This is a genomic window from Paenibacillus amylolyticus (genome assembly GCF_003719335.1).
Taxonomy (GTDB): domain Bacteria; phylum Bacillota; class Bacilli; order Paenibacillales; family Paenibacillaceae; genus Paenibacillus; species Paenibacillus amylolyticus_D.
In genome coordinates this window covers 255,540-280,949 of the sequence record NZ_RIAS01000008.1, presented here as the reverse complement: position 1 = coordinate 280,949, position 25,410 = coordinate 255,540, and the positions used below count along the sequence as shown (strand labels likewise).

General features: G+C 45.2%; 29 protein-coding genes and 1 pseudogene. 25 read left to right on the top strand and 5 right to left on the bottom strand.

Features of this window, described 5'->3' with window-relative positions:
* Positions 1-23: 23 nt before the first annotated feature.
* Positions 24-1,835, bottom strand: coding sequence for a sensor histidine kinase (locus EC604_RS16550; protein ID WP_123065211.1), 1,812 nt, complete (start codon positions 1,833-1,835; stop codon positions 24-26).
* Positions 1,836-2,331: 496 nt separating this feature from the next.
* Here EC604_RS16550 and EC604_RS16545 point away from each other — a divergent pair, with 496 nt between their 5' ends.
* From EC604_RS16545 to EC604_RS16520, 5 genes are all read left to right on the top strand, one after another.
* On the top strand, positions 2,332-3,189 hold the full coding sequence (locus EC604_RS16545; RefSeq protein ID WP_186812220.1) for an ABC transporter permease: 858 nt from the start codon (positions 2,332-2,334) through the stop codon (positions 3,187-3,189).
* Between the two features lie 19 nt (positions 3,190-3,208).
* Positions 3,209-4,081, top strand: coding sequence for a carbohydrate ABC transporter permease (locus EC604_RS16540; protein WP_123065210.1), 873 nt, complete (start codon positions 3,209-3,211; stop codon positions 4,079-4,081).
* Positions 4,082-4,879: 798 nt separating this feature from the next.
* Positions 4,880-5,527, top strand: coding sequence for a hypothetical protein (locus EC604_RS16530; protein ID WP_123065208.1), 648 nt, complete (start codon positions 4,880-4,882; stop codon positions 5,525-5,527).
* Positions 5,528-5,595: 68 nt separating this feature from the next.
* Complete coding sequence (locus EC604_RS16525) at positions 5,596-6,063, top strand: GNAT family N-acetyltransferase (RefSeq protein WP_123065207.1); 468 nt, start codon at positions 5,596-5,598, stop codon at positions 6,061-6,063.
* A 19-nt stretch (positions 6,064-6,082) separates the two neighbouring features.
* Positions 6,083-6,388: a hypothetical protein gene (locus EC604_RS16520; RefSeq protein WP_123065206.1), complete on the top strand. Its 306-nt coding sequence runs from the start codon at positions 6,083-6,085 to the stop codon at positions 6,386-6,388.
* 324 nt (positions 6,389-6,712) lie between these two features.
* Here the strand turns inward: EC604_RS16520 and EC604_RS16515 are convergent, their stop codons facing one another.
* On the bottom strand, positions 6,713-8,014 hold the full coding sequence (locus tag EC604_RS16515; RefSeq protein ID WP_123065205.1) for a DNA recombination protein RmuC: 1,302 nt from the start codon (positions 8,012-8,014) through the stop codon (positions 6,713-6,715).
* 421 nt (positions 8,015-8,435) lie between these two features.
* Here EC604_RS16515 and EC604_RS16510 point away from each other — a divergent pair, with 421 nt between their 5' ends.
* Positions 8,436-9,077: a FusB/FusC family EF-G-binding protein gene (locus EC604_RS16510; protein ID WP_123065204.1), complete on the top strand. Its 642-nt coding sequence runs from the start codon at positions 8,436-8,438 to the stop codon at positions 9,075-9,077.
* Positions 9,078-9,330: 253 nt separating this feature from the next.
* Here the strand turns inward: EC604_RS16510 and EC604_RS16505 are convergent, their stop codons facing one another.
* Positions 9,331-9,927, bottom strand: coding sequence for an NAD(P)H oxidoreductase (locus EC604_RS16505; protein WP_123065203.1), 597 nt, complete (start codon positions 9,925-9,927; stop codon positions 9,331-9,333).
* 246 nt (positions 9,928-10,173) lie between these two features.
* Here EC604_RS16505 and EC604_RS16500 point away from each other — a divergent pair, with 246 nt between their 5' ends.
* From EC604_RS16500 to EC604_RS16445, 12 genes and pseudogenes are all read left to right on the top strand, one after another.
* Positions 10,174-10,563 carry a winged helix-turn-helix transcriptional regulator gene (locus EC604_RS16500; RefSeq protein ID WP_123065202.1) on the top strand — a complete coding sequence of 130 codons (390 nt, stop codon included), beginning with the start codon at positions 10,174-10,176 and terminating at the stop codon, positions 10,561-10,563.
* A gap of 20 nt (positions 10,564-10,583) precedes the next feature.
* Complete coding sequence (locus EC604_RS30560) at positions 10,584-11,210, top strand: NUDIX hydrolase (protein WP_240036939.1); 627 nt, start codon at positions 10,584-10,586, stop codon at positions 11,208-11,210.
* Between the two features lie 121 nt (positions 11,211-11,331).
* Complete coding sequence (locus tag EC604_RS16490) at positions 11,332-11,664, top strand: hypothetical protein (protein ID WP_161556962.1); 333 nt, start codon at positions 11,332-11,334, stop codon at positions 11,662-11,664.
* Between the two features lie 57 nt (positions 11,665-11,721).
* Positions 11,722-12,585 carry a DUF4085 family protein gene (locus EC604_RS16485; RefSeq protein WP_123065200.1) on the top strand — a complete coding sequence of 288 codons (864 nt, stop codon included), beginning with the start codon at positions 11,722-11,724 and terminating at the stop codon, positions 12,583-12,585.
* A gap of 13 nt (positions 12,586-12,598) precedes the next feature.
* Positions 12,599-13,129 carry a hypothetical protein gene (locus EC604_RS16480; protein WP_123065199.1) on the top strand — a complete coding sequence of 177 codons (531 nt, stop codon included), beginning with the start codon at positions 12,599-12,601 and terminating at the stop codon, positions 13,127-13,129.
* A 109-nt stretch (positions 13,130-13,238) separates the two neighbouring features.
* On the top strand, positions 13,239-13,451 hold the full coding sequence (locus EC604_RS16475) for a hypothetical protein (protein ID WP_123065198.1): 213 nt from the start codon (positions 13,239-13,241) through the stop codon (positions 13,449-13,451).
* Positions 13,452-13,525: 74 nt separating this feature from the next.
* Positions 13,526-14,065, top strand: coding sequence for an HAD-IIIA family hydrolase (locus tag EC604_RS16470; RefSeq protein ID WP_123065197.1), 540 nt, complete (start codon positions 13,526-13,528; stop codon positions 14,063-14,065).
* Between the two features lie 26 nt (positions 14,066-14,091).
* On the top strand, positions 14,092-14,412 hold the full coding sequence (locus EC604_RS16465; RefSeq protein WP_123065196.1) for a hypothetical protein: 321 nt from the start codon (positions 14,092-14,094) through the stop codon (positions 14,410-14,412).
* Between the two features lie 24 nt (positions 14,413-14,436).
* A pseudogene (locus EC604_RS31055) lies at positions 14,437-14,514 on the top strand (hypothetical protein); the annotation flags it as partial.
* A gap of 19 nt (positions 14,515-14,533) precedes the next feature.
* Complete coding sequence (locus EC604_RS16455; RefSeq protein WP_123065195.1) at positions 14,534-15,400, top strand: phosphotransferase; 867 nt, start codon at positions 14,534-14,536, stop codon at positions 15,398-15,400.
* 577 nt (positions 15,401-15,977) lie between these two features.
* The gene (locus EC604_RS16450; protein WP_123065194.1) at positions 15,978-16,829 is read left to right on the top strand and encodes a hypothetical protein; all 852 of its coding nucleotides are present in this window, start codon (positions 15,978-15,980) and stop codon (positions 16,827-16,829) included.
* A gap of 381 nt (positions 16,830-17,210) precedes the next feature.
* Positions 17,211-17,591, top strand: a complete 381-nt coding sequence (locus EC604_RS16445; protein ID WP_123065193.1) for a VOC family protein — start codon at positions 17,211-17,213, stop codon at positions 17,589-17,591.
* Positions 17,592-17,831: 240 nt separating this feature from the next.
* Here the strand turns inward: EC604_RS16445 and EC604_RS16440 are convergent, their stop codons facing one another.
* Positions 17,832-18,815, bottom strand: a complete 984-nt coding sequence (locus EC604_RS16440) for a cation diffusion facilitator family transporter (RefSeq protein ID WP_123065192.1) — start codon at positions 18,813-18,815, stop codon at positions 17,832-17,834.
* Between the two features lie 306 nt (positions 18,816-19,121).
* Here EC604_RS16440 and EC604_RS16435 point away from each other — a divergent pair, with 306 nt between their 5' ends.
* The 7 genes from EC604_RS16435 to EC604_RS16405 all read left to right on the top strand — a co-directional run bounded on the left by EC604_RS16435 (position 19,122) and on the right by EC604_RS16405 (position 24,502).
* Positions 19,122-19,799, top strand: a complete 678-nt coding sequence (locus EC604_RS16435; protein WP_123065191.1) for a response regulator transcription factor — start codon at positions 19,122-19,124, stop codon at positions 19,797-19,799.
* Positions 19,796-21,184, top strand: coding sequence for a sensor histidine kinase (locus tag EC604_RS16430; protein ID WP_123065190.1), 1,389 nt, complete (start codon positions 19,796-19,798; stop codon positions 21,182-21,184). Before EC604_RS16435 ends, EC604_RS16430 begins: the two co-directional genes overlap by 4 nt.
* Positions 21,185-21,250: 66 nt before the next feature.
* Positions 21,251-22,363 (top strand): ABC transporter permease, encoded by a 1,113-nt coding sequence (locus EC604_RS16425; RefSeq protein ID WP_123065189.1) that lies wholly within the window; start codon positions 21,251-21,253, stop codon positions 22,361-22,363.
* Positions 22,360-23,037: an ABC transporter ATP-binding protein gene (locus EC604_RS16420; RefSeq protein ID WP_123065188.1), complete on the top strand. Its 678-nt coding sequence runs from the start codon at positions 22,360-22,362 to the stop codon at positions 23,035-23,037. Before EC604_RS16425 ends, EC604_RS16420 begins: the two co-directional genes overlap by 4 nt.
* Before the next feature lie 209 nt (positions 23,038-23,246).
* Positions 23,247-23,786, top strand: coding sequence for an NUDIX hydrolase (locus EC604_RS16415; RefSeq protein WP_123065187.1), 540 nt, complete (start codon positions 23,247-23,249; stop codon positions 23,784-23,786).
* Positions 23,683-23,898 carry a DUF4275 family protein gene (locus EC604_RS30555; protein ID WP_240036951.1) on the top strand — a complete coding sequence of 72 codons (216 nt, stop codon included), beginning with the start codon at positions 23,683-23,685 and terminating at the stop codon, positions 23,896-23,898. Before EC604_RS16415 ends, EC604_RS30555 begins: the two co-directional genes overlap by 104 nt.
* A gap of 16 nt (positions 23,899-23,914) precedes the next feature.
* Entirely contained in the window at positions 23,915-24,502 is a 588-nt protein-coding gene (locus EC604_RS16405) for a DUF4304 domain-containing protein (protein ID WP_240036938.1), read from the top strand.
* 14 nt (positions 24,503-24,516) lie between these two features.
* On the opposite strand, the gene EC604_RS16400 is transcribed toward EC604_RS16405, so the two are convergent.
* Positions 24,517-25,344 (bottom strand): DUF2785 domain-containing protein, encoded by an 828-nt coding sequence (locus EC604_RS16400; protein WP_123065185.1) that lies wholly within the window; start codon positions 25,342-25,344, stop codon positions 24,517-24,519.
* Between the last annotated feature and the right edge of the window lie 66 nt (positions 25,345-25,410).

The following is a 25,410-nucleotide window of genomic DNA, read 5'->3' as shown; positions in this document are numbered from 1 at the left end:
ACGCTAGGTTAATCTATCTTTATCTATCCGCCTGAGTCGTTCCCACGTTCCTTGCTAACTTCTTCGCTCGGGATTTCCCAGACAATTTCGGTGCGGAAGCCGCCGAGTGGAGATGGGCCGAACAGGAGATAGGAATGACTGCCAAAAGTATGGATCATACGTTGATACGTATTCCATAGGCCGCAGCCGACCTCATCTTGCAGTGGCTCCAGCATCTCCTGATTCAACGCTTCATACTGCTCCGGCGTAAGGCCGGGGCCGTCGTCATCGATATAGATTTTGCCAAAGCCATTCGCACTTTCCCCGGTAATTCGAATCTCCCCCGATGTATAAGACTTTCCAATCCCATGGATCACCGAGTTTTCAACCATCGGCTGCAGCATTAGTCTTGGTACCGACTGGGCAAGCATATGCTCCGGAATATCAATGTGATATTCGATGCGGCCGTTGCGAAGCTTCTGGATATCCAGATAGTTGATCAGCAGCTGTATTTCTTCCTGCAGCGAAGAGGTTTCCCGTTCCATCCGGGTGGTGTAGCGATAGTATGCACTCAGGTTATGCGCCATGGATACGACGGCTTGCTCGTCCTTCATCTGTGCCATGTTGATAATGTAACCTAGACAGTTATATAGAAAATGCGGGTTAATCTGTGCCTGGAGCTGTTTCAGCGTAGCTTCTCTAGCTCGTATTTTTTCCTGAAAGACATTTTCAATCAGATCCTGAATCTGGTGAGACATGTCGTTGAAACGGTGGAACAAGAATGAAAACTCATTCTGGTTATTGCTGTGCAAACGCACGGAGTAATCACCTTGCTGCACGCGGCGCAAACCTTTGATCAGTTTCTGGATGGGGTACTGCACATTGCGATACAGAAGGATGGACGCCGATATACCCACAACAAGCAGCAAAATCATGCAGACATAAAACAGATTTTGACTCAGCGAGATCGGCTGCAAAATCTGATACAGGGGCACGACATCGACCAGATGCCAGTCCAAATATGTGGATTTGACGGTGCTGACGAGATAGTTTTTGCCACCCAGTTCAACCACATCCTGTGTTGTATCTTCGAGCGAGTGAGTTTCCAGATAACGGATTAGTTCGCCTGATAACTGCTTGTCAGCGGTGCGGTTCAGGATCGGGGCGTTGCCTTTGTGGTACAAGATCGGATCGCCCTGGCCGCCTGCTTTGTATGTGTCGAGCATATTCTGAATGTTCTCGTAGCTGAAGCTGGCTTCAATGACCAGATTACTGCCTGTGAGCATACCTGGTTGTGCTAATGAATCCGTATAGAACCAGTAAAAGGATTGCATGGCGTCTTTCGCGTCAGTGGAATGATCCCCGTAGGTCCATTGTCCGCTCATGTTTTTTTTCAAATACGCCTCATCATAACCTGTATCGCGGGTGTAGTTCGCTATAACCTCTTTGTTCTGCTGGGAGTACACCGCATAGCGGGTAGGCCAGAGATCGGTTACGCCGGTCTGGAGTGTCATTTTCTCCTGAATGATATACCTCGTCTGCATCTGGTCATACTTATCCTGCCACAGATTCAGACCGTTGAAGGCACGCACGTTCGGATCACGCGAGAGAATCAGGCTGAAATCCATCATCTGATTGATGCGCGAATCGATCTGACTGGACAGGAACGTGAGCTGCTTGGTGTTCGATACCTGCAGTTCTTTGCTTACGACGTCATATGTGACGTTGTTCGAGTAGGTGTACATGATCAGAATCGGGATGAACAGAATGATGATTAACAGATTGATTTTGGCGAAAAGGCTGAAGCGGGATCGGATTCCTTTTTGAAAAACGTTAAAGCGCTCCCATGTATACATAAAAAGTCTCCTCTATATTCACATACTGACTATATTGCTAAGCTTTTTTCTCACACGTTAACAGAGAGGGCAGAAAAAACCGGAAAAGCAACGCGGTCGCTTACAAGCTTTCTGCAAGAAAGCTGCATCGGAAGCATACGCTTATCAACGGATTTTCCCTATGAAGAAGGGAATCAAAAAAATCTGGGATAACAGCTACCCTCAAGGTTATTCTGTCCTCGGAGTGGCTCGTGTAAATAATACTTTTAGTTCACCACTATAGATCAAACTAACAAAACACTATCGACCCTAACAATGTTATATAGTCAGACCTCGGAATGGCTTGATACTATTTATATCAGAGAAGCCCAAGACACACAAAAACTTTTTTTGGGAACAGGAGAAGGTTCATATGGAGGCTAAAATGGAGGGTCAACGGCTCCCGCAGACGAATGCGGGAAACAAGCTGGAACAGAAGAGAAAAAAACGCTACAAACAGCCGTGGGTGCTGCACTTCATGGTGCTGCCAGCGGCCATTATGGTCTTTATTTTTTCATATATTCCGATGTCGGGTATTCTAATGGCCTTTCAGGATTACAAGCCCGCGTTGGGCTTCAGTGGTTCGGAGTGGGTGGGGTTGAAGCATTTCGAGTATATGTGGACCAATGATTATTTTCTGCAAATTACGTGGAACACACTATTCTTTGCCTGCTCGAAGATCATCATGAACTTGATTATTCCGTTTATCTTTGCGCTATTGCTCAATGAGGTACGGAAGATGGCATTGAAACGTACGATCCAAACATTAGTGTATCTGCCACACTTCTTGTCCTGGGTAACGCTGTCCGGTATTCTGATCGACATTCTGGCACAGACGGGCATATTAAATCAGTTTCTGGTGTCCGTGTTTGGCATCAAACCGATTTTCTTCCTCGGGGATGGCAACTGGTTCCGGTTCACCGTCATTATCAGTGATGTATGGAAAGAGTTTGGTTTTAACACGATCATCTTCCTTGCAGCACTGGCGGGCATCAACCCGGCCCTGTATGAAGCGGCTGAAGTGGATGGGGCGGGGCGCTGGAAACAGACGATGTATATCACTATTCCGGCACTCATTCCAATCGGGATCGTTATTGCCACGCTGGCGCTGGGCAACGTGCTGAACGCAAACTTTGACCAAATCTTCAACTTGTACAGTCCATTGATCTATCAGCAAGCGGATATCATCGATACGTTTGTGTATCGCGAAGGTCTGCTGAGCGGACAGTTCAGCTTTGCAACTGCGGTCAATCTGTTCAAATCGGTCATCAGTCTGATCCTCATCGTGATCTCGTACCGACTGGCGTACCGTTTTGCCGGATACCGAATTTTCTGAGAAAGGATGATGATGAACCATGTATCATAAAACGTTACCTTATCGCATTTTCAGCATCTTCAACAATGTGTTTCTGACCATCCTTTCGGTGCTCTGCTTGCTGCCTCTGTATCACTTGCTGATGGTATCCCTCAGCTCGTCCGCCCCTGCAAATGCAGGGCTCGTGACATTCTGGCCGATCGGGTTTACGTTCGAAGCGTACGCCAAGACGTTTGATAACTCCAACTTCTTGTCCTCGCTCTGGGTTTCGGTGGAGCGGACGGTGCTGGGCACCGGGCTTGCACTCATCGTCAATACGCTTGCGGCGTATGCTCTGTCGAAGGAGACGCGTGTGTTCCGCGCTCGGAATATTTATCTGTGGTATTTTGTCATCACGATGCTGTTCAGTGGGGGGCTTATTCCGGGGTATATCCTCATTCTGAAACTGGGCCTGATGAACACGCTGTGGGCACTGATCCTGCCAGGGCTGGTGGCGGTGTTCAACATCATTCTGCTGCTGAATTTCTTCCGCACGGTTCCGAAAGATCTGGAGGAGGCCGCATTTATCGATGGCGCAGGTCATTTCCAGTCGTTTATCAAAATTTATCTGCCCGTGTCCGTGCCGGTTATCGCTACCGTGTCCTTGTTCATGATGGTGGGGCACTGGAATGCATATTTTGACGGGATTATCTACATCCGTGATTCGGAAAAGCTACCCTTGGCGACATTTATGCAGACAATCATCGTACAGGGCGACATGACCAAGATGGACCCGCAAGCGATTGCGAACCTGTCCCAGCGGACCATCCGGGCGTCGCAAATTTTTATCAGCGCACTGCCGATCTTGCTCGTGTATCCGTTCCTGCAACGTTACTTTGTAAGCGGAATTGTGGTAGGGGCTGTGAAGGAGTAGGACGTATGATCGGAGTGTCGATGGATTGCCTGGTGTAAATCTTTTTAGTTCAATCTGTATACCATTGTGAAAAGAAAGCTGCCAAACTGGGGAAGGCCAGGGAGGCGGCTTCTTTTTTTTTGTAGTTTTTTACATATAAGCGTTAAGCTCCAGTTGTGAGTAATCACAGAGAAGCGTACGATTTTCTAGAACTTTGATGTTTGTTACGATTCAAAAGAAATTCCCTTATGAAAATGTAAATGATCACTAGGATGTTCAACAATAACAGACCTAAGTATCCATCCGTAAATTGAGTTCTCTCAATCCATTTGTTCACCAGTTCTCCAGAAAGAGCTTGCTTCGCTAAATAGTTATTAATATCGTTCGAATGAATTTCATCGATGTAAATGAGTGGGAACTCCATGCTATTGGGGGAGAAGGCTAGTGGTGGATAGAATTCAACCCATTTCTGACCTGTCCATCGATCATACTTATACTTGAAATCTGCGCTGGGTTCAGATTCAAGATTGTCCCATCTCATAAAGCCGAATGCGAGTAGAATACACAGTGTAAAAATGCTGATGATTATCTTTTTATTTTTCAAATGATCACATCCTTTTTGGCGCGAACTATATGTACTTCAACTATTGAAACCCAATCGATGCTAACGGCACTGTACCCGTTTTTTATTTTACCATTCCTTCCAGTTCTCTGGAAGGACATTCTCTCATTGTTAACTAAATCTCTCTAGTTACCTTAATTTGAATAAAATGGTACGATGGGAAAATAAAAATGAATATGAGAGGAGGAAAGCTCATTATGATGACGGATTCGAATTCCTGGTCTGTATGTATATCAAGCGATGTTAAGTTGAACTTTCTGGTCTATGTCGCCAGAGCGTATGGCATTTGCAATACGTATTTCCATGAGCACGGTACATGGCCTGACAGACAGGTTATTTTAGCAGATGAGTTACATCAGGAGTTTGAGACACAATGGCAAGATTTCTGGAAGGGCAGCATTCAACAAAAAGCGGAAGCAAAGATCCGGCAAACAGCTGTATCCAATTTTCGATCACAGGCCCAAGTGAAGTTTGCACACCTTAACCATAACTATGTATCTCCTTTTGTGCTTAGTCCGCCCCATTTTGAAGCCATCGAACATCAGGGACTGAGGGATGCTTTGATCGCACAATGGCCATGCTTCATCCAGTGGTGGAACATGCCCGCAGGCGGACAAGCTGCCATGCATTACTGGGAAGGTAAACCGGATGTTATACGATATGTTCGGGAGTTTGAGATGGAAGCGGGCAGGCGAATTCAACCGTTTCATTTAAATGTGGATTTAATCTATAACGGTCCAACTAAGCCTATTGAGGTTACGGATGAATACGTTATTATGCCGATCAGAACGGATTATTTAATGAAGAAGGACTGGTGGATCGAGCGATTTAGAGAGAAGTACTGAGTTGAGCATATATAAGCGCATGTATGGGGTAGCATCTACAATTCACTCTACGAGCAGGGAGAAAAGAAATGGAATTCAGAAAAATCACTTGGGATAATTTTATTGAATGTATTGAACTCAAGGTTTCTCCGGATCAGCAGCAATTCATCTCTTCGAATCAGCATGCACTTGCAGAAGCGTACATCGCCTCGGATGAAGGGCAGATCATTATTACCTTTGCAGTATACAAGCAAGAACGAATGGTTGGTTTTATTTCAATGTATTATGACGATGGGGATGGAAATTTCGAATATAGCAGCTATGGCATTTTCAAAATGATGATTGACCATCGTTACCAAGGGCAGGGATACGGTAGAGAAATGGTAGAGCAAGCGATTGCGTATGCACGTTCAGCCCCGCGTGGGGAAGCCAAAGTGGTAGAGCTAACGTATAAACCAGAAAATGTGCCTGCTAAGAGAATCTATGACTCGCTTGGTTTTCAACTTACCGGTGAAGAGTTGTCCTGCGGTGAGGTGCAGGCAGTGTTAACGCTGTAGTGGATGGAGAGAGACCGATATGAGAGAACTTGCACCTGACGAGTATTCAACTATATTGCCTTTGCTGGAGACGATTCGAAATAAAGCCGTATTTGCCCTTTCGGTGATCGACGGTATACAGCAGGGAAGCGTATATGTAAATGAAGGAAACCGAATCACCTCGGCATTTATTACAAGTAGTGGTGGTTTCTACAGTGTGGCTGGGGATGAAACGAACGATGCTTTTGCTCAAGATGTCATTCAGTATATGAATGATGAATCGAATCATCCTGATTTTTTTTGCATTGGGTGTCTATACCCAGGCTTGGGAGAAAAAGATAAATGACTATCGTATTCAGCATTCCCAGAAAATCTCGCGTTCATATTATCGTTTTAATCAAGACCGTTTTATAAAGTCGTATGGGGAATTTGATAAAAAGCTGGAAAAGCTCTTTGAGTATTACCCGTTAGACCTCGATATCGCTACAAAATACAGAGAACATTTTTACCCATACTATAAGCTCGTATGGCCATCAGCCGAGAAGTTCTGTGCCCATGGAATCGGGAACATTCGATGTATTGGTATCATGCATGATAGGTTTAATTAAAAAAGAGGCGATGTTATCCCATATGTTCTGAGAGACATCGCCGATTTTCATATTCACGTTGTTTATTCTATGATAGCTTCTAAAAGGTTTTGAGATGACCCCGCACTAGGAAGTTCTTGAACGTTCCTTAACTTGCGCTCAATAGCGCGGGTTCGAACTGAAGCTTGATCAATATGGTTACTAGCCTCTTGTAATTTTTTCTGCGTTTTATCCAGAATATCTCCAAACTTTCCGAACTCTGTCTTAACCCCACTAAGTACCTGCCAGACTTCACTAGAACTTTTTTGGATTGCAAGCGTTTGAAAGCCCAACTGCAGACTGTTCAAAACAGCAGTCAACGTAGTAGGACCTGCGATAACGACTCGGTATTCTCTCTGAATGCTATCCCATAGTCCAGGCTTGCGCAGAACTTCGGCAAAGAGTCCCTCAATAGGCAGAAACATAATGGCAAAATCCGTTGTGTTCGGTGGATCGATGTATTTATCTCTAATAGTTTTAGCTTCATTTTTAATTTTGGTATCCAGAAATTTGGTGTTTTCGCTGATGGCTTGGCTGTTACCTTCCTCATAAGCATCCAGAAGTCGATGATAATCTTCAACAGGGAACTTGGAATCAATAGGTAGGTGTATAAATTGATTTTTATTATTCTTGTCAGGAATCTTAACTGCAAACTCTACACGATCGTTGCTTCCTTTTTTAGTAATTACATTTTTATCGTACTGCTCTACCGTTAGGGTCTGATCTAATAAATTTTCTAATTGTAGCTCGCCTAGTGTACCTCTTGTTTTGACATTGGTCAAAACTTTCTTTAAGTCTCCCACACCATTAGCGAGAGTCTGCATCTCTCCAAGGCCTTTATGTACAAGTTCTAATCGTTCACTAACCAGTTTAAAAGAGTCGCCCAGTCTTTGTTCCAAAGTCGCATGTAGTTTTTCATCGACCGTTGCTCTCATTTGTTCAAGTTTTTGGTTATTATCCTGCTGTAAGTGTATTAATTTCTCTTCAACGGTTCCACGAATACGTTCCAGCTTTGATTCGTTCATTGCGGTCATGTCTGACAGATTTTTAGAAAAACTATCCAGTAGGTTCTTTTGCTGGGATGCAACCTCACCAATACTGTTAATTAGAGCTTGATTCATGCTTAGTATTGAACTGGAAAGTTCTTCACGATTCATTTTAGCTGTCGCATTTGCTTCCTGACGATTCTGCGTTGCCTGTTCCATCAACAACCTTCGTATATCTTCTTTTGTTTTATCTAACTCCATTCTAAGTTCATTTTGCTCGTTTCCGTGCTGTTTTCTCAGGTAAAGAGCGACAATTCCTAACAAGATGATTACGTTTAAAGCTACAATGGCAACTTGCATACAATTCTCCTTCTTTCTTTCGTTTTGACTTGATTAGACGTCCTAATTCCCTCTATCTTTTTCGTCATTTTATGCACAAATCCTTTTTTGTTAAAATGAATTCGAGAGTAACTCATTCTTGGATAAATCATAATCATTTGTGCATTTGTGAGTAAACGATGACTCTTATTGTAGTCAGCCGCCTGTCCTGCTATAATTCCCGTATATCGACTGTATTGGGGGTTATGACGTGGCAATATGGACTGTGCCGGATTGCTCGTTCGCTAGAAAGCCTTACGCAAAGCCTGAATAGGGGCGGACTTTGTGTAGGGCGCGACAAGAGTGAGATTGATCGCCCCCTGAGCGTATATCAACATGATGGTTCAACCCGCAGGCTTTGCACCTTATTTGCTTAACTACACTAAATAAGGGGCTGAAGGCCATGCAAACACCATTTATTCATAATCATCAATATAACTACATTTATAAACAAGCCGAATTTCTATTAAAAACGCTGCGCTCGGTCGTGGACCCCAAAGTATTGGATACGGTCCGCTACACCGTCAGTACGAATGCCGTTGGCATCTTCGAGAATCTGACGCTGGAACAAAAGCAGCTCCTGGAGCAGCTATCCACGTATAATACGCCACATGACGTGCAGCAATATTTGAATCAGCTTGAGGCATATCTGATTCCATACCCAGAGGTCACAGCCAAGCAGATTCAGAAGCTGTTTCCAAAGGCAAAGAAGCTCAAGCTGCCTGATCTGGAATCCATTGATTACGCACACACCACGTACCTGAGATGGATCGATATTGCGACAAGCCGATTGTTCGTTGTGTACCCGCACGAGGGGAAGTTCCTCGGGATTGAGGGACGCATTACACCCACGAACAAGAAGGGATACTGCATGTTTTGTCATCGCCATCAGGAGCTTGGATTTTACAACGTGAAGACCAAGGCACAATCGGCGGACAATTTTGCATCCGTTGCTCAGTATGTGTGTATGGATGACAAAGCTTGCAACGAGAGCATTACGGATATTAGCATGCTGGAGAAATTCTTGCTTGTGGCTACCAAATAACGCTGGAGAGTCGGGTGCGATATAGCGAAACCAAAGCAGTATCGTAAAGCAGGACAAAACACAGGTTGTAAAATAGCATAAAACACAGGAAAGGTCGCTCGGTTGAGCGGCCTTTTTGATGTGTAATGACGGAGTTTTACTTACCATAACCGCTCATGGAATGCGGAAGCGGGTGATTTATTTTTCCAAAGGCGGAGCGGCAGGTGAGGTGTTTATTTTTTCAATCGTGAATAGCACGGAAGCACTTAAGCATTTATGTTGTTACTTGCTCGGCAGACGTGCTGGCATAGTTAACGCCCAACTCATACGCCTGATTCAGCAGTTCCTCATAGTGCTCCGGCGGTGCTTCTACTGTATTGTACAGAAACTCCACCTTTGAATTAGTCACGCCACAGTAATCGGCAATACCGACATTAAGCAGGTTTTGGATCGAATCACCGTAGCTCCTTTTGTTCATCTGTTCTTCGGTTACACCAGCCAGGGCGATCCACAAAATTTGCTGATGATGCAGTTTGTTCGAACCATAGGCAAAACTGTTGTTCATGACACGGTCGATGTAGCCTTTCAGCATCGCTGGCAGATGCCACCACCACAGAGGGAAAACAAAAGCAATTGCATCGTGTTTCTTGAGCCGTGTAATTTCCGTTTCAATCTGAGGGGAGAATCGCTGATTATCTTGTGTATAATCTGGTTCATCTCCTGCTCGCAGGATCGGATCAAAACCAATCTCGTGCAAATCCACGATTTCAGCTTGATGGCCTGCTTCTGTCAGACCTTGAACGAAACGATCGGTGACCTGAAAGGTCAGAGAATCTTTGCGCGAATGAGATACCACCACTAAGACGTTCATTATCAATCACAACCTTTCTGGAGCTTGGTTTGGTAGCCATAGCTCCTCTGCTGATGCTATTATAAACAGAGTTGAAAACTTCTGGAAGTACGCACTTTGATGTTCTATAGGGAGATGAAAGTACCCTAGGAACATGAAATTTGAAGGAAAAACTTAAATGCACCTTAATGGAAATGTCGTGGTATAAGAATCATGATATAAAGACCGTGATATGAGGCTCAGAGAGATAACGGAGGGGAGATCGAGATGGAACAAGGCAAGACGAATGGTGAAGTACTCAAAAAATATAGAGTTGGCGTGGAAGCCGCGCTGGAAGTGATGGGTGGCAAGTGGAAGCCGCTCATTATTTATCACTTGTTTACGGGTCGCAAACGCAGTTCGGAACTGCGGCGTCTGATCCCCGACATTACGCAGAAAATGCTGACAACACAGCTGAGAGGGCTGGAAAAGGATGAGATCGTGCAGCGTCATGTGTACTCTGAAGTTCCTCCCCGTGTGGAGTATGAGTTGACGGCGTATGGATATGGACTTAAGCCTGCTTTGGATCTTCTGTGTTATTGGGGGGAAGATCATCTGGATAAGGTTTACGGCGATAAGTCAAAGGTGCTGGAAAAATTTAAATCCATAGAGACCTGAAGGACAGGAGGGAGCAGCAGGTGGGACATACGCGACACGCTGGAGGTATAACCCGAACGAATCAAGCCGATCAATTAAGCCATTCTGACCAAAACTCGCAAGCCATCAAGGATACACTAGTTAATCATTCCACTAAGGATACTCCGGCAAACTCAACTGATCTAACCAATCCACTCAAACAGACCGTGCCGATCCGCTGTGAAGGGGTTGCTGTGGTACTTCTGAAAAAATATTTAGATGAATACCATGTCCTGATGTTGAAGCGGGCTGGTCGTATGTTACATGAGGAATGGTGTTATATCGGAGGCGGGATTGAACAAGGGGAAAAGGCATGGGAAGCCGCTCTTCGAGAGGTTCGTGAAGAAACAGGCATCATAGATGTGTGTTTATATACGTCTAATCAGTTTGAACAGTTCTATTCACAGGCAGAGGATTATATCTATATGGCCCCCGTATTTGTAGGTTATGTGCACGAGGATCAGTCTGTCCAGTTGAATCATGAGCGTAGCGATTACCGATGGATGACGTTTGACGAAGCCAAACAAAACGCAGCATTGCCCGGAATAGATGATATTCTGGATTTTGTAGAAAAGCATTTTGCCAGAAAAGTTCCTTCTAGGTGGATGCGAGTTACTGAAGATAGATAGATTAGGAGGGATAACGATCACATTCAAGACGATTTATCCAAGAGCTGTATTGAACCTCGTATGTATGTTGATCATTGAGATGTTGTTTTTTAGAAATGCTTTTTACGGTGAAAATGGAGTTATGAAATACATCGCCATCTTTATTTTCGTGTTTATCCTCGGTTTTATCATTTTTTTAATCCGGCGTATATTCTTCACCAAACCGAGTATTACGCTGGAAAGCGATCATGTGATCTCTACCAAACTACAGAAATACGACGCCTCTCAGATTGAGTGTATCTATATGAATTACAGACGAATCGGGTTTAAACGCTATGGCAAACGAATTGTGCCGATGGATTTATGCTTTTATTTCAAGAGGGATCAAGAAACCGCAGGCGTAGAAGCTGTCCGTGAATGGGCTGCGCGCAACAACAAAGAGATAAAACACAAGTTTTTTCAAACCTTGGCGTAAACGAGTACGTCTGTAATATAAGAGCACGTCGAGATTGGAGAATCTGGAGGAGTAGCTATGAAATATTTAACAAAAGAGTGGTACGAGACATGCCAGCAGACAGGGCTTCATTTTGGTCTGCGAGTACATAAAGAAGCGGCATCGTTAGACGAGGGCCTTTTCCAGAGGCTGTACAAACGGAAGGAAAACGAACATGTTAAGCAGGAGCGTGAGATTTATGATACCGATCCTCGATTCATGCTGGAGCACGATGGTCAGGTGCTGACCCGTGCAGACAAGGCTTTTAGCGGGGAAGAAGTCACAGAGGACGATCAGATCGTGTACCACATGCCGCCGGAAGAGCGAGCGCATATCGAGAAGCTGATTGCCGAATATGATGTCCGTCCTGCTTTTGATGTGAAGCGATGTAAAGAAAAGTATAAAGAAGCGATGGAGTGGAACTCCCAATATCATGCGGAGAAATTACCACCTGACATCGTGAACCAGATTGCAGACATCCGTGTGTTTGCACTGGGGTATTGCACGAGACAAGTCTTGCGGCAGCTTAAGAAAAAGAGTGCAGAGAGTACCCAAGAGATGGAACGTATTGGACAAGCTTATAGGGAAGCGATGTTGAACCAGAATATTGCGGATGAAATTAAAAGGCGGGTGCAGTTTCATGATTGTGAGGTGACGGAGCTGTTGGCCGCGGACGATCTTGTTATTCGTTTGGATAACCGTGGCGGCTTCACTGAAATGAATAAACTCACGTTGATTGCGCCTGAAATTCTTAAGCAAGAAGGTGAGATTGTGGGTAGTCACTGGTTGTACCAAGAGCTGTATCGGATCGATCAGGGGTACGAGTTACATGTTCTTTTGGATGGAGAACCTATGCCTGAATTGATTGTACGTTGTTCTGATATCATCGCCGAGATCGAGTGAGGGGGAAGAGGTTATGAATGAGATATCTTTGCCGTCATCAGCAGAACATCCCATCGAACCTCTGCGAATGACCAATACTGCTGCCTCGGTTTTTATTGAAATACTGGTTCTTAGTGGTTCTCATCTTGCCGAGACAAACCGGGAAAAAGAGTTTGTGATTTGGCTAGCACAGAGGGATCAGAATATAGTAGGACGGGGAACGGTAGGATTTGAACTAAACGAGATGCCATGGCTAGAGAAGGATGCAGCCCTGATGAAACAGTTTATGGTGAATGTGATTCATGGGGCGGTGAACAAAAGCGGGTGGCATATCTTGGATTATGAACCCGGTGAGGAGTGGTGCCATAACACACTTCAACTTTTCCTAACGATGATTCAGGCGTTCAAAGCAGAGGATATCGATGAACAGTCATATCTGGATTGGATTTCTTCAGATGATGAGGATGAATACGAACCAACTGTTCCTGTAGGCCATCCAAAATGTAATCAGCATGGCGTTTACCTTTCTTGCCTCGGCTGTATTATTTGTAACTCTAGCATGTAAACAAGAGAGCATCCCTGTTCACACGAAGGTATAGCAATAACTTGGAGCGAGTAGATCATGCTTTTGTCAGGCACATAAGTTTATAGACAGCAAGGAGATGTACATTGCTATGGAGTTGTTTACAGCGTTAATCGCCGTTTTTATATGTATCATTATCGTGCTTATCGTTGCAGCGGTTGTACGTTATGCTGTGGATTCGTCCAAAACATCAAGAAAACTTGATCTGCTGATGAAGGAAGTACACGACCTGAGAACAGAAGTCAGAAGGCTACAACACACGAAACAGCAGGACAGCAAACATATCATTGATGAAAAAGTGTAGAAGCGGCAAAATCCTGTATGTAAAAGAACATCGGGCTTAACCAAAATAATTCTGATCGGGAGTGGACAAAACTCATGACTTCAAATCAAAACGTTCAGGCTGTTTTTATCGATAGAGATGGCACGATCGGAGGTACGGGGCATTTTATTCATCCGAGAGATTTTGAGTTATATCCAACTGCACAGGAAGCGATTATGCTCTTAAAGCAAAACGGAATGAAGGTATTCGCATTCACGAATCAACACAGAATTGCGCGCGGACAAGCTACGGTTCAGGAATTTGAGGCGCAATTTCAGGAGTATGGTTTCGATCAGGCCTATATTTGCTCTCATGAGGAAGAATGCGGCTGTCGAAAACCCAAACCAGGGATGTTGCATGAGGCCGCAGCGCAGCATGGTTTGGATCTAACGAGGTGCATCGTTGTTGGCGATGTAGGCGAGACGGATATGCTGGCTGCTCATGCTGTAGGAGCGACCAAAATTATCGTAAGAACAGGGTGGGGCGAATCCTCGTTAACGAAATTCAGAGATAAGTGGGCAGAGACAGAACCGGATTATATTGCCGCAGATATTTTGGAGGCAGTACATTGGATTATTGGCAATACGGATGAGTAGAAGTTCAGTGTATAAGGAGTGATGGGATGATTGCAAGAACATGGCATGGAGCAGTACCACTGGAGAATAAGGAAGCTTTTCTGGAATATGAGTACGAAACAGGTGTGAAAGATACACTTGCCGTTAATGGGAACCGAGGAGCATATCTTAAAGTTGTCGATCAGGGAGCATACGCACATTTTTTCCTGTGTACCATGTGGGAGGATATGGAGTCCATGATGGCATTTGCGGGGCCTGAGCCTACCATTGCTGTGACATATCCGAAGGATGAGGAGCTTGGTTTGATCTCTGATCCAATCGTGATTATACAGGAAGTGACGAGCGCAGGTAGTCCGTTCGAAAATTAAAAGAGAACTACATTACATTTAGGGGAGTTAAAGGAAAAAAATATTATTTCGGAGTATGAATTCGACCAAAAGAAAGAGAAGTTGCTTGCAAAAATCAGATGAAATACAGGAGAAAGATATGATGAACATCAAACCAAGCATTGAGGAGATCAACGAGCTCTTTCAAAAATATAGCATTAACGAACAGATCATGGAAGTAAAGCAGTTGTCGGGAACGACAGCAGGACGGGTGTTCAGGCTTCGTGCGAGTTCGGGCCAGCAATATATTTTAAAATGGGATGATCCGGAGCAGATTCAGATTACATGTGAGTTTTTGGAGGCTTACAGTGATGTGAGACTGCTGCCAAAGGTTCTTTTTATCGATTCGGACAATACCTATTTTGCATACAGCTATTTGGAAGGCGAGACTCACTACAATCGGGGATCTAAGAGAGTTTGGTTAACCTTCATGGTAAAAGAGTTGTTTAATACATATGTGCATATAGCAGATGCTGAGTTCTGGGGAAGAACGGAGTATGCACGTGAGACATGGAAGGAATTCAATCAGATTAGTATCGATGAGGCGAGAGAAAATCTGGGTGACGTGCTTGGATTGGAAGATTACCATTTGGTTCAATCTACCGTGAATCGTCTGTTTCAGAAGGATGAGGCTGCGAGGTTTCTTTTGCATGGGGATGCGGGTGTTCATAATGTTGTGTTCAAGGAAAAAGAACTGATCGGGGTGATCGATCCGTCTCCGATGGTGGGTCCGGTTCTCTATGACTTTCTCTATGCTTTTTGTTCCTCACCCGATGACCTCGACCCGGCATTGTTATGGGAGATATTCGAGCATCTTGAACAGGTGGATATGGATAAGTCCAGATTGATGGAAGAAGCAATGGTTCATCTATACTGCCGGATTGGGCTAAGCAACAAACATCATCCGCAGGACTTGCCTGAGTATCTCGAAGCGTGGGATTTGTGGAAACGACTGTGTGAGAAACACTAGTAACGAAGTTAAGATGAAATTATGATATCATGAAACATTTGTATCAAGATTTCAGTTGTACAAGAACAGGGACGTGCTTCTATGGTGGATGAGTTGTTTTTCCTGAAAGCACTGGTTACTGATCGGATTGTTGCGGCTAGAGTGCTGGCGGAATAAATGGGGTCGTGGAAATGTTTCGATGAATATAATAAGAGAGCTCTGGCTTAAAGTCGGGGCTCTTGTCATTTTTCAGTATTCAACAAAAGAATCTATATGCACGTATACCGTTTGTCGCCGGACTTAAGCAGTACTCCAATTCTAACGATCCCCACGAAGCTTATTTGCCCTGAAATAAGGGGGTCCGAATTCTAACGATCCCCAGGAAGCTTATTTCATCCAAAAACCTGAAAAATACACTGGATTAGAGCAAAATCAGCTAAATAGCGTCTCTGTGGATCGTTAGAAAATAAAAAGCAGCGAGACAGGCCAAATAAGGCTTCTGCTGATCGTTAGCGTTTTAGTTGAGTAAGGAAACTAGGAACATCGTTCCATTCAACAATCCAAACAGTCAATGATGTATTACGGAGGAGGAAGTGTAATGACGAGCACTTATAAGATTCCTGAATTGTTGCAATATATGATGGATTGGGAGCAGGAGATTAAGCACGAAGTACCTTATCTGGAGACACCCACGGGTTATTTTCTACAATTCGATCCTTATGATCACGGGGGTTATTTGTGTTCTCCCGCTGATGCGATCGTGTTTGCCAATACAGGCATGGATGGCATTCATTATTCATTTTTGACGGACTTTGGATATGCTTCTGATCTAAGTTTAGCGCCTGTAATTCGTGTAGACCCCATGAATTCTGGTAATTATGCGAAGATTGTGGCCAGCAATATACGGGAATTTTTTGCGCTGGTTTTCTCAGGTCATGAGGGACTGCTTCTGAATGAGTTTGCATCAAAACAAGAATACTTGAACTACATTAGAGAGCAAGAAGATAGAGCAAGTGAAGGTCACAGTGAATACTTCGATAGGAAACGCTGGGATCTTGAAAAAAACAAGGTTCGGGACTTGGCTATGCAGCGATTTGATCTTCAGCCCATCCCGGACGGATACTCTTATATTCAGGAATCACGGCAGATCAGACGCGGTGAAGTCATTATCGATACACTAGATGGCCTTGGAGTTGTGCTGGGGAAAGATTTAGTGAGTGATCATAAGAGAGCGGAGCCTCATCCGTGGCATGAGAAAGAAATTCCATACGATCAGGAGCAGCAGTTAAAGTCCTATATATCGAGCGCAGATCAGGTGGGGCTGTTTAGTTTAATCCGGGACAGTCAGGCCCAAGGGTTCGATGATCCTGATGTATACCGAGCGATGAAAGATCGGCTCGTTTCATTCGGTCTGACGATGGAAGCGCAAAAGCTGATGCACTACAGGTGAATTACGTTGGAAACCAAGGAGGAAAGGAAATGCGTGAAACTTGGTTTACACCTTATCTAAGCTACATGGGATTTGGGCTTGTTGCTTTGACGGTCATGGGGACGTGAAGCAATTGATCCAGAAGAATATATGAAACAGATTAGAAATCTAAAGAGAAGTATGATCATTAACATCTCTTATCTCCTTATCTTGCTGTGTCAACTAGGCTATGTGATTTTATATTGGGATGAGATTGATATTTAGGCGGTTATAGTTAACTGGATACATAGCAATGTGATCTACGGCAAAACAGACTAGACTTAATGATATTATATCTATAAAATGGAAGTGTAAAACGAAACCTAGTTTCATCAAATGAAACTTAGTGGGGGGATGAATAACATGAACTTTCAATTCAATGGCATTGATCATGTACAGCTGGCTGCTCCTGAAGGTTGCGAGAAGGAAGCCAGACATTTCTTCAATCAAATCCTGGGCTGGACAGAAATCCCAAAGCCTGCACTGTTGCAGAAACGCGGCGGTGTGTGGTTTCAATGCGGTGATCATCAGGTTCATATCGGTGTGCAGCATGATTTTGTACCTGCTTCCAAAGCTCATCCCGCCTTTCATGTACAGAACCTGGAGCAGTTGCGTGAACACTTGCATTTGAATCGTATCCAAGTCTTAGATGATGAAGCAAGAGCAGATGAGGGAGTACGGCGCTTTTATCTGAATGATCCTTTTGGGAATCGGTTGGAGTTTCTCGAATTCATTGCAGTATAAACAGCAGCATAAACCGAACGGCACAGAGCAGGCTTTAGTGCCAATGCCGATGTTAATGATAGTTCCAGTGCTAGTGCCAAAGTGATCACTAATACCAACGCTATGCTGATACTGTGCCAATGCTGCTCCAACGTATCGCTGATGCTAACGTTGCAACAGCAAAAAAACAGGGCGTCCCTTAACGGGAATCGTCCTGTTTTGTCTTATCCCTATAAACGGAGTGTCCGCACCTGCAATAAATTAATGATGGTGATTCGCATGAGCATCGGGTGCGTCACCTTTTACGGTGCAAAGCACCGAGGTGTCGTGAAGATGCTTTTCCGACTCGACCTGCAAAGTGACATGTTTGATTTCTTTGTGCTCCAGCAGATGTTCGATCTTCTGTACAAGCACCTCGGATGCATATACATCCATCGTTCCATCCACCACGATATGGGCGGTCAGTGCATTCAGGTTGCTGGTGATTGACCAGACGTGCACATCGTGAACACCTTTGACGCCATCGACTTGCTGGATCGTCTGCACCAGATCGTTCACATCGACGTTGGCGGGTGTGCCTTCCATCAAAATGTGCAAAGAAGATTTGGTAACATAAAATCCACTGCGCAGTACCAGTACGGCCACGATGACACTTGCTAACGGATCAGCCCAGCCCCAGCCGAAGAACATCATTAGCAAAGCGGCGGCAATTGCACCGATTGAACCAAGCATGTCACTGATTACGTGAAGATAAGCACCGCGCATGTTCAGGTTGCCCTCCGTATCACTGCCGCGCATCATAATCCAGGCGACCAGAATGTTCACGAGTAATCCGATTGTACTGATGATCAGCATGCCCATCGTTGCCACTTCAGGCGGGTTGATAAAGCGGCCAATGGCCTCGTAAAAAATGTAAAGCGCAATAGCAATTAACGTGACACCGTTTAGTGTGGCCGCTAAAATCTCGAAACGTCTGTACCCGTAGGTTTTACCCGTATTGACCGCTTTTTCCCCGAAAGTGAATGCCAGTAAGGCAATCCCAAGGGCAATGGAGTCCGAGAGCATGTGACCCGCGTCGGAGATAAGTGCCAGACTGTTCGTAATGAATCCCCCGAAGGCTTCTACGATCATGTAGAAGGTAATGATAATGAAGGAAAAGAGCAGTACTTTTTTGTTATTCGTGCCGTGCGCGTGATTGTGTCCATGGTCGTGGGTATGATTGTGCCCATTTTGTTGTCCTGACATTGTAATCCTCTCCTTTGGAACGATCCTCTGTTATGTATGTTGCAAGATCATATCGCGTTACGTGTTGCATGTGGTTATGTTGCTGAACAAGTCAGTAATCCGCTATATTTCCTTAATATGAACATATGAGCAATTACTCATATGTTGTAAACTTATTATAATTCGACCTCATAGTAGTGTCAACCAGATTTGCGAAAATATAAACATAGATCGACACAAACAGCTATACTGGCAACTGCACTGGCTAATGGCTTTGTTTTTGTGCTACCATCGGGGCAGGATCACTATAGAAGGGCGGACAAGGAGATGAAACATCTGCTGCTGGCAGACGATGATGCTAATATTCGTGCGCTGTTGCGCCATGTCATGACGAAGGAGGGATACCGAGTACATGAAGCACAGGATGGTGTGGAGGCGGTAAAAATGATACAGGGGACCCCCATCGATCTCGCGATCCTGGATGTTATGATGCCGGGCATGGACGGACTTGAACTGTGTGATTACATACGTCAGCATTACGACATTCCTATTATATTGCTGACCGCAAGGGATCAGCTGGCAGACAAGAAAGAAGGATATTTGCGTGGCACGGATGAGTATGTGACCAAACCATTCGAACCTGAGGAACTGGTGTACCGGGTCAAAGCGTTGTTTCGACGATATCACCGAACTTCCAGCGATATGATTCGCATGAACCGGATCGTGATTGACCGTAACAATGTGGAAGTGAGCGATGGACAATCGATTCTTTTTTTACCAATGAAGGAGTTTGAACTCCTCTCACAACTTGCGCAGTTTCCGGGGCGTCTGTTCTCGCGGGATGAACTCATTCGGCTCGTCTGGGGGGCGGATTATGAAGGGGATGACCGAACGGTCGACGTACATATCAAGAGATTGCGTGACCGCTTTGCGGACTATACAGATGATTTTGTAATTCAGACGGTGCGTGGCATTGGATACAAGATCGAGGTGAAAGTGCATTGAGATCGTTATACGTTCGGATATTTCTCATTACGGTGGCGGTGATTATCGTCAGCAGTGTGCTCGGATTCTTTTTCTCAAATATCTACTACCATGCGAAGCTTAAAGACTTTAACGATGAGAAGCTGGTCGGTATCGCCATGGACATGAAAAAGTTTGCCGAAGAGCAGCCTGATCCGGGTACGGTACAGCAATATCTTCACAATGCAGCGGCATTAGGATACGAGATTTATGTCACCGATGGTCAAGGCGATGATCAATTTTACGGCCGTGAATTTCGCGAAAAAGAGTTGGACAGGCAGGCTGTTCGCCTAGTGCTGGGCGGAGATGTGTATCATGGCGTGGCCGAGTTTCCGAGTCAACCATTTATTACCGGATTTTTCGATAATCAATTAAGCAATACGGTGGGGGTTCCGCTGCAGGTGGGGGATACTCGCCATGCCATGTTCATGCGTCCCGATGTTATTTTGCAATTTGGAGAACTGCGGATTTTCTTTGCGCTCATTGGGGCATTGACGGTTGGTATCAGTGTCCTGATCTTCTTGTTTAGCACGCGTTATCTGGTGAATCCGATTGAACGGCTGTCCGAAGCGACAAAACGCATTGCCCAAGGCAATTATAACCTGAAATTAAATACAGCAAGGCGTGACGAGATCGGGCAACTGGCCCAGCATTTTATGACGATGAGTCGAGAATTGGAACGGGTGGATCAGGCGAGGCAACAGTTTGTGTCGAACGTGTCCCATGAGATCCAGTCACCGTTAACCTCCATTCAAGGATTTGCCCAATTGGTGGCGGATCGGGAATTACCAGAGCAAGAACGAGCGCATTATGCATCCATCATTGAAAAAGAGAGCCGGCATCTCTCGTTGCTCAGTAAACAATTGTTACTCTTGTCATCCTTGGAACAGGGTCATGAAGATATGACCGAAACCCAAACTACCTTCTCGCTGAGAGGCCAATTCCGTCAGGCGGTTCAAGTGTTGCAATGGCAATTGGAGGAGAAAGAGTTATCTCTGCGCATGTCTGTACCGGAATCCATAAAGATTACAGGCAATGAAGTGTTGCTGATGCAGGTTTGGATGAACTTGCTTGGTAATGCGGTGCAGCATCTGCCGAAAGGTCGGAGCATTGAGATTCGAGCAGAGCAAATGGATAAAGCGTGTGTCGTGTATATTCAGGATACTGGAGACGGAATTGCAGCCGAGCATCTGCCGTTTCTGTTTGACCGTTTCTATCGGGCGGATCATGCACGAGAACGTTCTTCCGGTGGGACTGGCCTTGGACTGGCCATTGTACAGAAGATTATCCGCATTCATCACGGCGCGATAGAGGTATCCAGCTCAGCGGAAGGTACGCTCTTTACCGTAACGCTTCCGCAGATGTAATCTGTTATTCATTTTCCGTTCATTTTCACCTCCTATACTTGGGTTATCAAGAGGAGGTCAGAGCATATGTACTTGGCTATACGGGAAATGAGGTTTGCAAAAGGACGATACGCCTTGATTGCCACCATCATGGTGCTGGTATCGTTTCTGGTGCTGTTTGTAACCGGACTTGCACAGGGGCTGTCATATGATAATGCGGCTTCAATTAAAAATATGGCAGCAACCCATTTTGTACTCGAACAGGACTCTAATCATCGTTTTACGCGTTCACAGGTAGGCCAGCAGGAGCTGGACGAGGCACGTGCTGTTGTCGGACAGGACAATGCCGAGCCGCTAGGTGTTCGAATGACTACGGTCAGTCCAGCGGAGGATACCCAAAAGATCGATGTCACTTTATTCATGGTAAACCCGGGCAGCTGGCTGGCGTCAACCGTTACTGACGGCAAAGCGATCACTGCTCAGTCCGCAGGACAGGTTGTAGTGGATCAGAAGCTGGCGAAATCCGGTGTCACGATCGGCACTGTGCTGGTGGATCAAGCCTCAGGAACAGAGTGGACAGTGAGTGGTTTTGTACAAAATGAATCGTTCAGCCACGCCCCGGTGGTGTTTCTGAACGAGCAGGAATGGCTTGCGTTGCAAGCTGGGTCACGTGCTGGAGCGGTTAGCACACCAGAATACAACGCTATTGCTGTCAAAGGTGCGGATGATCAGGTGAGCAGCTTAAGTGCTGCTTTGCCCAAGACCGAGATTATTACCAAATCAGATGCCGTATCTGCCATCCCTGGTTACAAGGAGGAACAGGGCTCATTATTGATGATGATAGCTTTCCTGTACGTCATCTCGGCATTTGTACTGGCGGTATTTTTCTACGTCATTACGATTCAGAAGACCAGTCAATTTGGCATTTTAAAAGCGATTGGCACACGAAACGGTTATCTGGCAGGCAGTGTGTCGCTGCAAGTATTGCTATTGTCCGTGGGTAGTCTGGTGATTAGCGTGTTGCTTGTCCGGCTGTTTGAATCTGTTCTTCCAGCATCCATGCCATTTCAATTAGGAGCATCCACGCTAGCTTTAACTTGTGCGTTATTTATCCTGATGTCAATGGCGGGTTCGTTATTCTCGGTGTGGAAAGTCACTAAAATTGATGCGCTTGATGCGATTGGGAGGACGGCAGCATGAGAAACCGACTGGAGTTACAAGGTGTCACACGGACATTTGATGACGGCGGCAGTCCGCGCACCATTCTGGATGAGCTTGATCTGCAGGTGGCAGAAGGGGAGCTGGTCGCGGTGATGGGCCCATCGGGTTCGGGGAAAAGCACGTTCCTGTCGATTGCAGGTGCACTGCTTGAACCCACGGACGGGGAAGTATTGCTGGACGGAACTTCCATTATGGGCAAAAATAAAACGGACATCTCGGATGTACGGCTGCGCCAGCTTGGATTTATTTTTCAAAGTGCGAATCTGATTCCGTACCTGAAGGTGGAGGAGCAGTTATTCGTGGTTGCGAAGCTTGCAGGCATGGACAAAAGCAAAGCCGAGCGCCGTACAGGGGAACTGCTGGAGACGGTGGGCCTGTCTCACCGGCGCAAAGCTTACACCGACAAGCTGTCCGGCGGGGAACGCCAGCGCGTTGCCATTGCGCGAGCGTTAATGAATGATCCGGCTGTGCTGCTGGCGGATGAACCGACGGCCAGCCTGGATGCGGAGCGCGGGCTGGATATTGTAAGCACAATTGCACGGCTCGTGAAGGAGCAGGGCAAGAGTGCGGTGATGGTTACGCATGATGAGCGGATTTTGCCGCTCTGTAGCCGGGTTCTTTTTTTGGAAAAAGGGAAGCTGGTCCAGCACTAAGAGACGTTTGGGTAAATGATTTGAAGAGATAGATGGCTAAATTAATACTATTGGATGCGTGAAAGGAAGGTCATATGTTCCCGATGGGAGGTGGCCTTCTTTTTGCGGTTTCGATTATAATTGGAAGCGTATGGAGCGTATGCACTTGATAAGGATCATTACATAACATCAGGACATCAGGAAATGGAATTGGAGAGGATTGGGTAGTGATGAGCAGCATAAATACAGAACAATTTCCGGCACTAAGCGCGCCGATCCACTGGGGAATTGTAGAGGCTGAGTTCCGGCTTGGCGAGCAAATAGACAAGACACTGGTAAGTAATGTGAGCATTATTCCGTTTGTCGGAGAACAGTGTGTTGTGTTTCAATTGGATAACGGACTGTGGGAGTTGCCTGGAGGAACGTTGGAAGCAGGCGAGCATTATATGCGGGGATTAAAACGTGAACTGATGGAAGAACTAGGCGCAGAGCTGCGGAGCTACCAAGTTTTTGGGCAGTTTCATTGCACTTCTCGTGCTCTGGAACCGTATCGACCTTACATTCCGCATCCACATTTCGTTAGAGTCATTGGATACGGTGATGTGGAATTGGTTGGTGAACCGCTTAATCCCGAAGATGGGGAGCAGGTGGTGTCGGTTGAGGTGGTTGGTATCGCTGAAGCGGTACGGCGTTTCCGGGAACAGAACCGGCAGGATATTGCCGAGATGTACGCACTGGCTTATTTGCTGCGAAAAGCAGATAAAGGCTGATTTTGATGAGCAACAGGATATCTATATCTTTGACAAGGCATTCACATGGACGTATGTGCATACGCATGAATCGATGTGCGGGCCGTATTTTTATAAAATCGATCAGGCATAGAGGGGAGGGAGTTTCGTTGCAGGAGCTGTTTAAAGAGATGATCAAAAATGAAGTAAAACCTTTGTTTTCCCGTCACGGTTATACCAAAAAAGGTCTGAATTTTCGAAGAGTCGAAGGTGGTCTTATTTACGGATTCAACATTCAAAAGTCCCAAGGCAATACAGCCAATCACGTTCGCTTCTATATTAACTGCATGATTCATTCCAAGGAGCTGGCGGAGCTGCAGTCTATGGTATCAGGCGGTAAAACGATGGAGGAGCAGGCTCATCTCATCTGCAGGATTGAAGAGATTGTCCCATCTGCTCCAGACCGCTACTCGTTGACACCTGACACCGACCTGGTCACCTTTTCAAAAGAACTGCTCTCCCATCTGGAAGAAGCCATGGAATATATGCGGAACATAACCAGCGCCAGGGATATTGTGGAGTATTATATGAAAAGAACCGCACTGCATTTAAGCGAAGAAACCTTCCATTTCCTGCTGCAAAATGGTGATACGACGACTGCTCAGATATATCTACAACAACTGCACGCTGAATATGGAGTCGAAAATCGCTGGGCGATCTTTGAGAAGAAGTATGCAGCTATTTTTGCAGCGTATTGACTTTAACACATCCTTCAGGATGAATAGTAGACCGGTTCTACTTTATATAACGTTTCCTCAATCGTTGGACATAAGTCAGCATCATACACTCCATGAAATTTGATTCTGAAATAAAGACTTTTCAGAAAGTTTTTAATGTTATTTTTTTGCCTGAAGGCAGGCAAAAATTCGGATTCATTCTCCACGGTACCAAAACGTTGAATCCATTGTTGAATGTATGTCTGAGTAAGGAGGTTTCTATCCAGAATACACATGACTGGTTTCACCATTCGTTCGTCTTCGCCATCAGAGTAGACCCGTTCGCTGATCGTCATTTTCTCGTACACCAGATCCAGCATCGTTGATAAATCAGCCTCATCTAATTCATTGTATTGAGCCAAATCTTCCAAAACATCAGCAGCATGAGCAACAGCGTGTGCCCACCCTTTGGTCTCATCATATCCGCGGTAATCCTTTTCTTCTCGTACATTGTGAAAGACCATGTCCTTAATCTGATGAATACGCTCACTTGACAGAAAAGGCGATGCTGCGTGTCTCGTGAAAAGAAGAGGGATAACCAGCATCGAAAAAGAACGTGTGAATACGGAATCGGTATGGGCTTCACCCAATTGATAAAGCAGATGGTTATGATCTAAAACGGTGGTTAAAATGTGTTCTAATTCGTATGTAGTCAGAGGAAGGCTAGGAATCCAGTGAGATAAGGTGGTATAGATCAATTCATCACGCAATTGTGCGTCTACCGTACCGATATTATGTAACATTTCTTGTATCAAGTCGAAGGCATCTGCGGGTGCTTGATATTGATTTTCTTGTATGTACATCAGTTTATCTTTAAAATTCATTTAAACACACTCCTGCGAATCAGATTTCATTCTTGTAAACTTATGTATCAAAGGTATTATACAATC

What these genes read in the sequence shown, in the direction of transcription:
- EC604_RS16550 (WP_123065211.1), bottom strand. Translation starts at nt 1,835, where the DNA reads ATGTATACATGGGAGCGCTTTAACGTTTTTCAAAAAGGAATCCGATCC.
- EC604_RS16545 (WP_186812220.1), top strand. Translation starts at nt 2,332, where the DNA reads ATGGTGCTGCCAGCGGCCATTATGGTCTTTATTTTTTCATATATTCCG.
- EC604_RS16540 (WP_123065210.1), top strand. Translation starts at nt 3,209, where the DNA reads ATGTATCATAAAACGTTACCTTATCGCATTTTCAGCATCTTCAACAAT.
- EC604_RS16530 (WP_123065208.1), top strand. Translation starts at nt 4,880, where the DNA reads ATGATGACGGATTCGAATTCCTGGTCTGTATGTATATCAAGCGATGTT.
- EC604_RS16525 (WP_123065207.1), top strand. Translation starts at nt 5,596, where the DNA reads ATGGAATTCAGAAAAATCACTTGGGATAATTTTATTGAATGTATTGAA.
- EC604_RS16520 (WP_123065206.1), top strand. Translation starts at nt 6,083, where the DNA reads ATGAGAGAACTTGCACCTGACGAGTATTCAACTATATTGCCTTTGCTG.
- EC604_RS16515 (WP_123065205.1), bottom strand. Translation starts at nt 8,014, where the DNA reads ATGCAAGTTGCCATTGTAGCTTTAAACGTAATCATCTTGTTAGGAATT.
- EC604_RS16510 (WP_123065204.1), top strand. Translation starts at nt 8,436, where the DNA reads ATGCAAACACCATTTATTCATAATCATCAATATAACTACATTTATAAA.
- EC604_RS16505 (WP_123065203.1), bottom strand. Translation starts at nt 9,927, where the DNA reads ATGAACGTCTTAGTGGTGGTATCTCATTCGCGCAAAGATTCTCTGACC.
- EC604_RS16500 (WP_123065202.1), top strand. Translation starts at nt 10,174, where the DNA reads ATGGAACAAGGCAAGACGAATGGTGAAGTACTCAAAAAATATAGAGTT.
- EC604_RS16490 (WP_161556962.1), top strand. Translation starts at nt 11,332, where the DNA reads ATGAAATACATCGCCATCTTTATTTTCGTGTTTATCCTCGGTTTTATC.
- EC604_RS16485 (WP_123065200.1), top strand. Translation starts at nt 11,722, where the DNA reads ATGAAATATTTAACAAAAGAGTGGTACGAGACATGCCAGCAGACAGGG.
- EC604_RS16480 (WP_123065199.1), top strand. Translation starts at nt 12,599, where the DNA reads ATGAATGAGATATCTTTGCCGTCATCAGCAGAACATCCCATCGAACCT.
- EC604_RS16475 (WP_123065198.1), top strand. Translation starts at nt 13,239, where the DNA reads ATGGAGTTGTTTACAGCGTTAATCGCCGTTTTTATATGTATCATTATC.
- EC604_RS16470 (WP_123065197.1), top strand. Translation starts at nt 13,526, where the DNA reads ATGACTTCAAATCAAAACGTTCAGGCTGTTTTTATCGATAGAGATGGC.
- EC604_RS16465 (WP_123065196.1), top strand. Translation starts at nt 14,092, where the DNA reads ATGATTGCAAGAACATGGCATGGAGCAGTACCACTGGAGAATAAGGAA.
- EC604_RS16455 (WP_123065195.1), top strand. Translation starts at nt 14,534, where the DNA reads ATGAACATCAAACCAAGCATTGAGGAGATCAACGAGCTCTTTCAAAAA.
- EC604_RS16450 (WP_123065194.1), top strand. Translation starts at nt 15,978, where the DNA reads ATGACGAGCACTTATAAGATTCCTGAATTGTTGCAATATATGATGGAT.
- EC604_RS16445 (WP_123065193.1), top strand. Translation starts at nt 17,211, where the DNA reads ATGAACTTTCAATTCAATGGCATTGATCATGTACAGCTGGCTGCTCCT.
- EC604_RS16440 (WP_123065192.1), bottom strand. Translation starts at nt 18,815, where the DNA reads ATGTCAGGACAACAAAATGGGCACAATCATACCCACGACCATGGACAC.
- EC604_RS16435 (WP_123065191.1), top strand. Translation starts at nt 19,122, where the DNA reads ATGAAACATCTGCTGCTGGCAGACGATGATGCTAATATTCGTGCGCTG.
- EC604_RS16425 (WP_123065189.1), top strand. Translation starts at nt 21,251, where the DNA reads ATGTACTTGGCTATACGGGAAATGAGGTTTGCAAAAGGACGATACGCC.
- EC604_RS16420 (WP_123065188.1), top strand. Translation starts at nt 22,360, where the DNA reads ATGAGAAACCGACTGGAGTTACAAGGTGTCACACGGACATTTGATGAC.
- EC604_RS16415 (WP_123065187.1), top strand. Translation starts at nt 23,247, where the DNA reads ATGAGCAGCATAAATACAGAACAATTTCCGGCACTAAGCGCGCCGATC.
- EC604_RS16400 (WP_123065185.1), bottom strand. Translation starts at nt 25,344, where the DNA reads ATGAATTTTAAAGATAAACTGATGTACATACAAGAAAATCAATATCAA.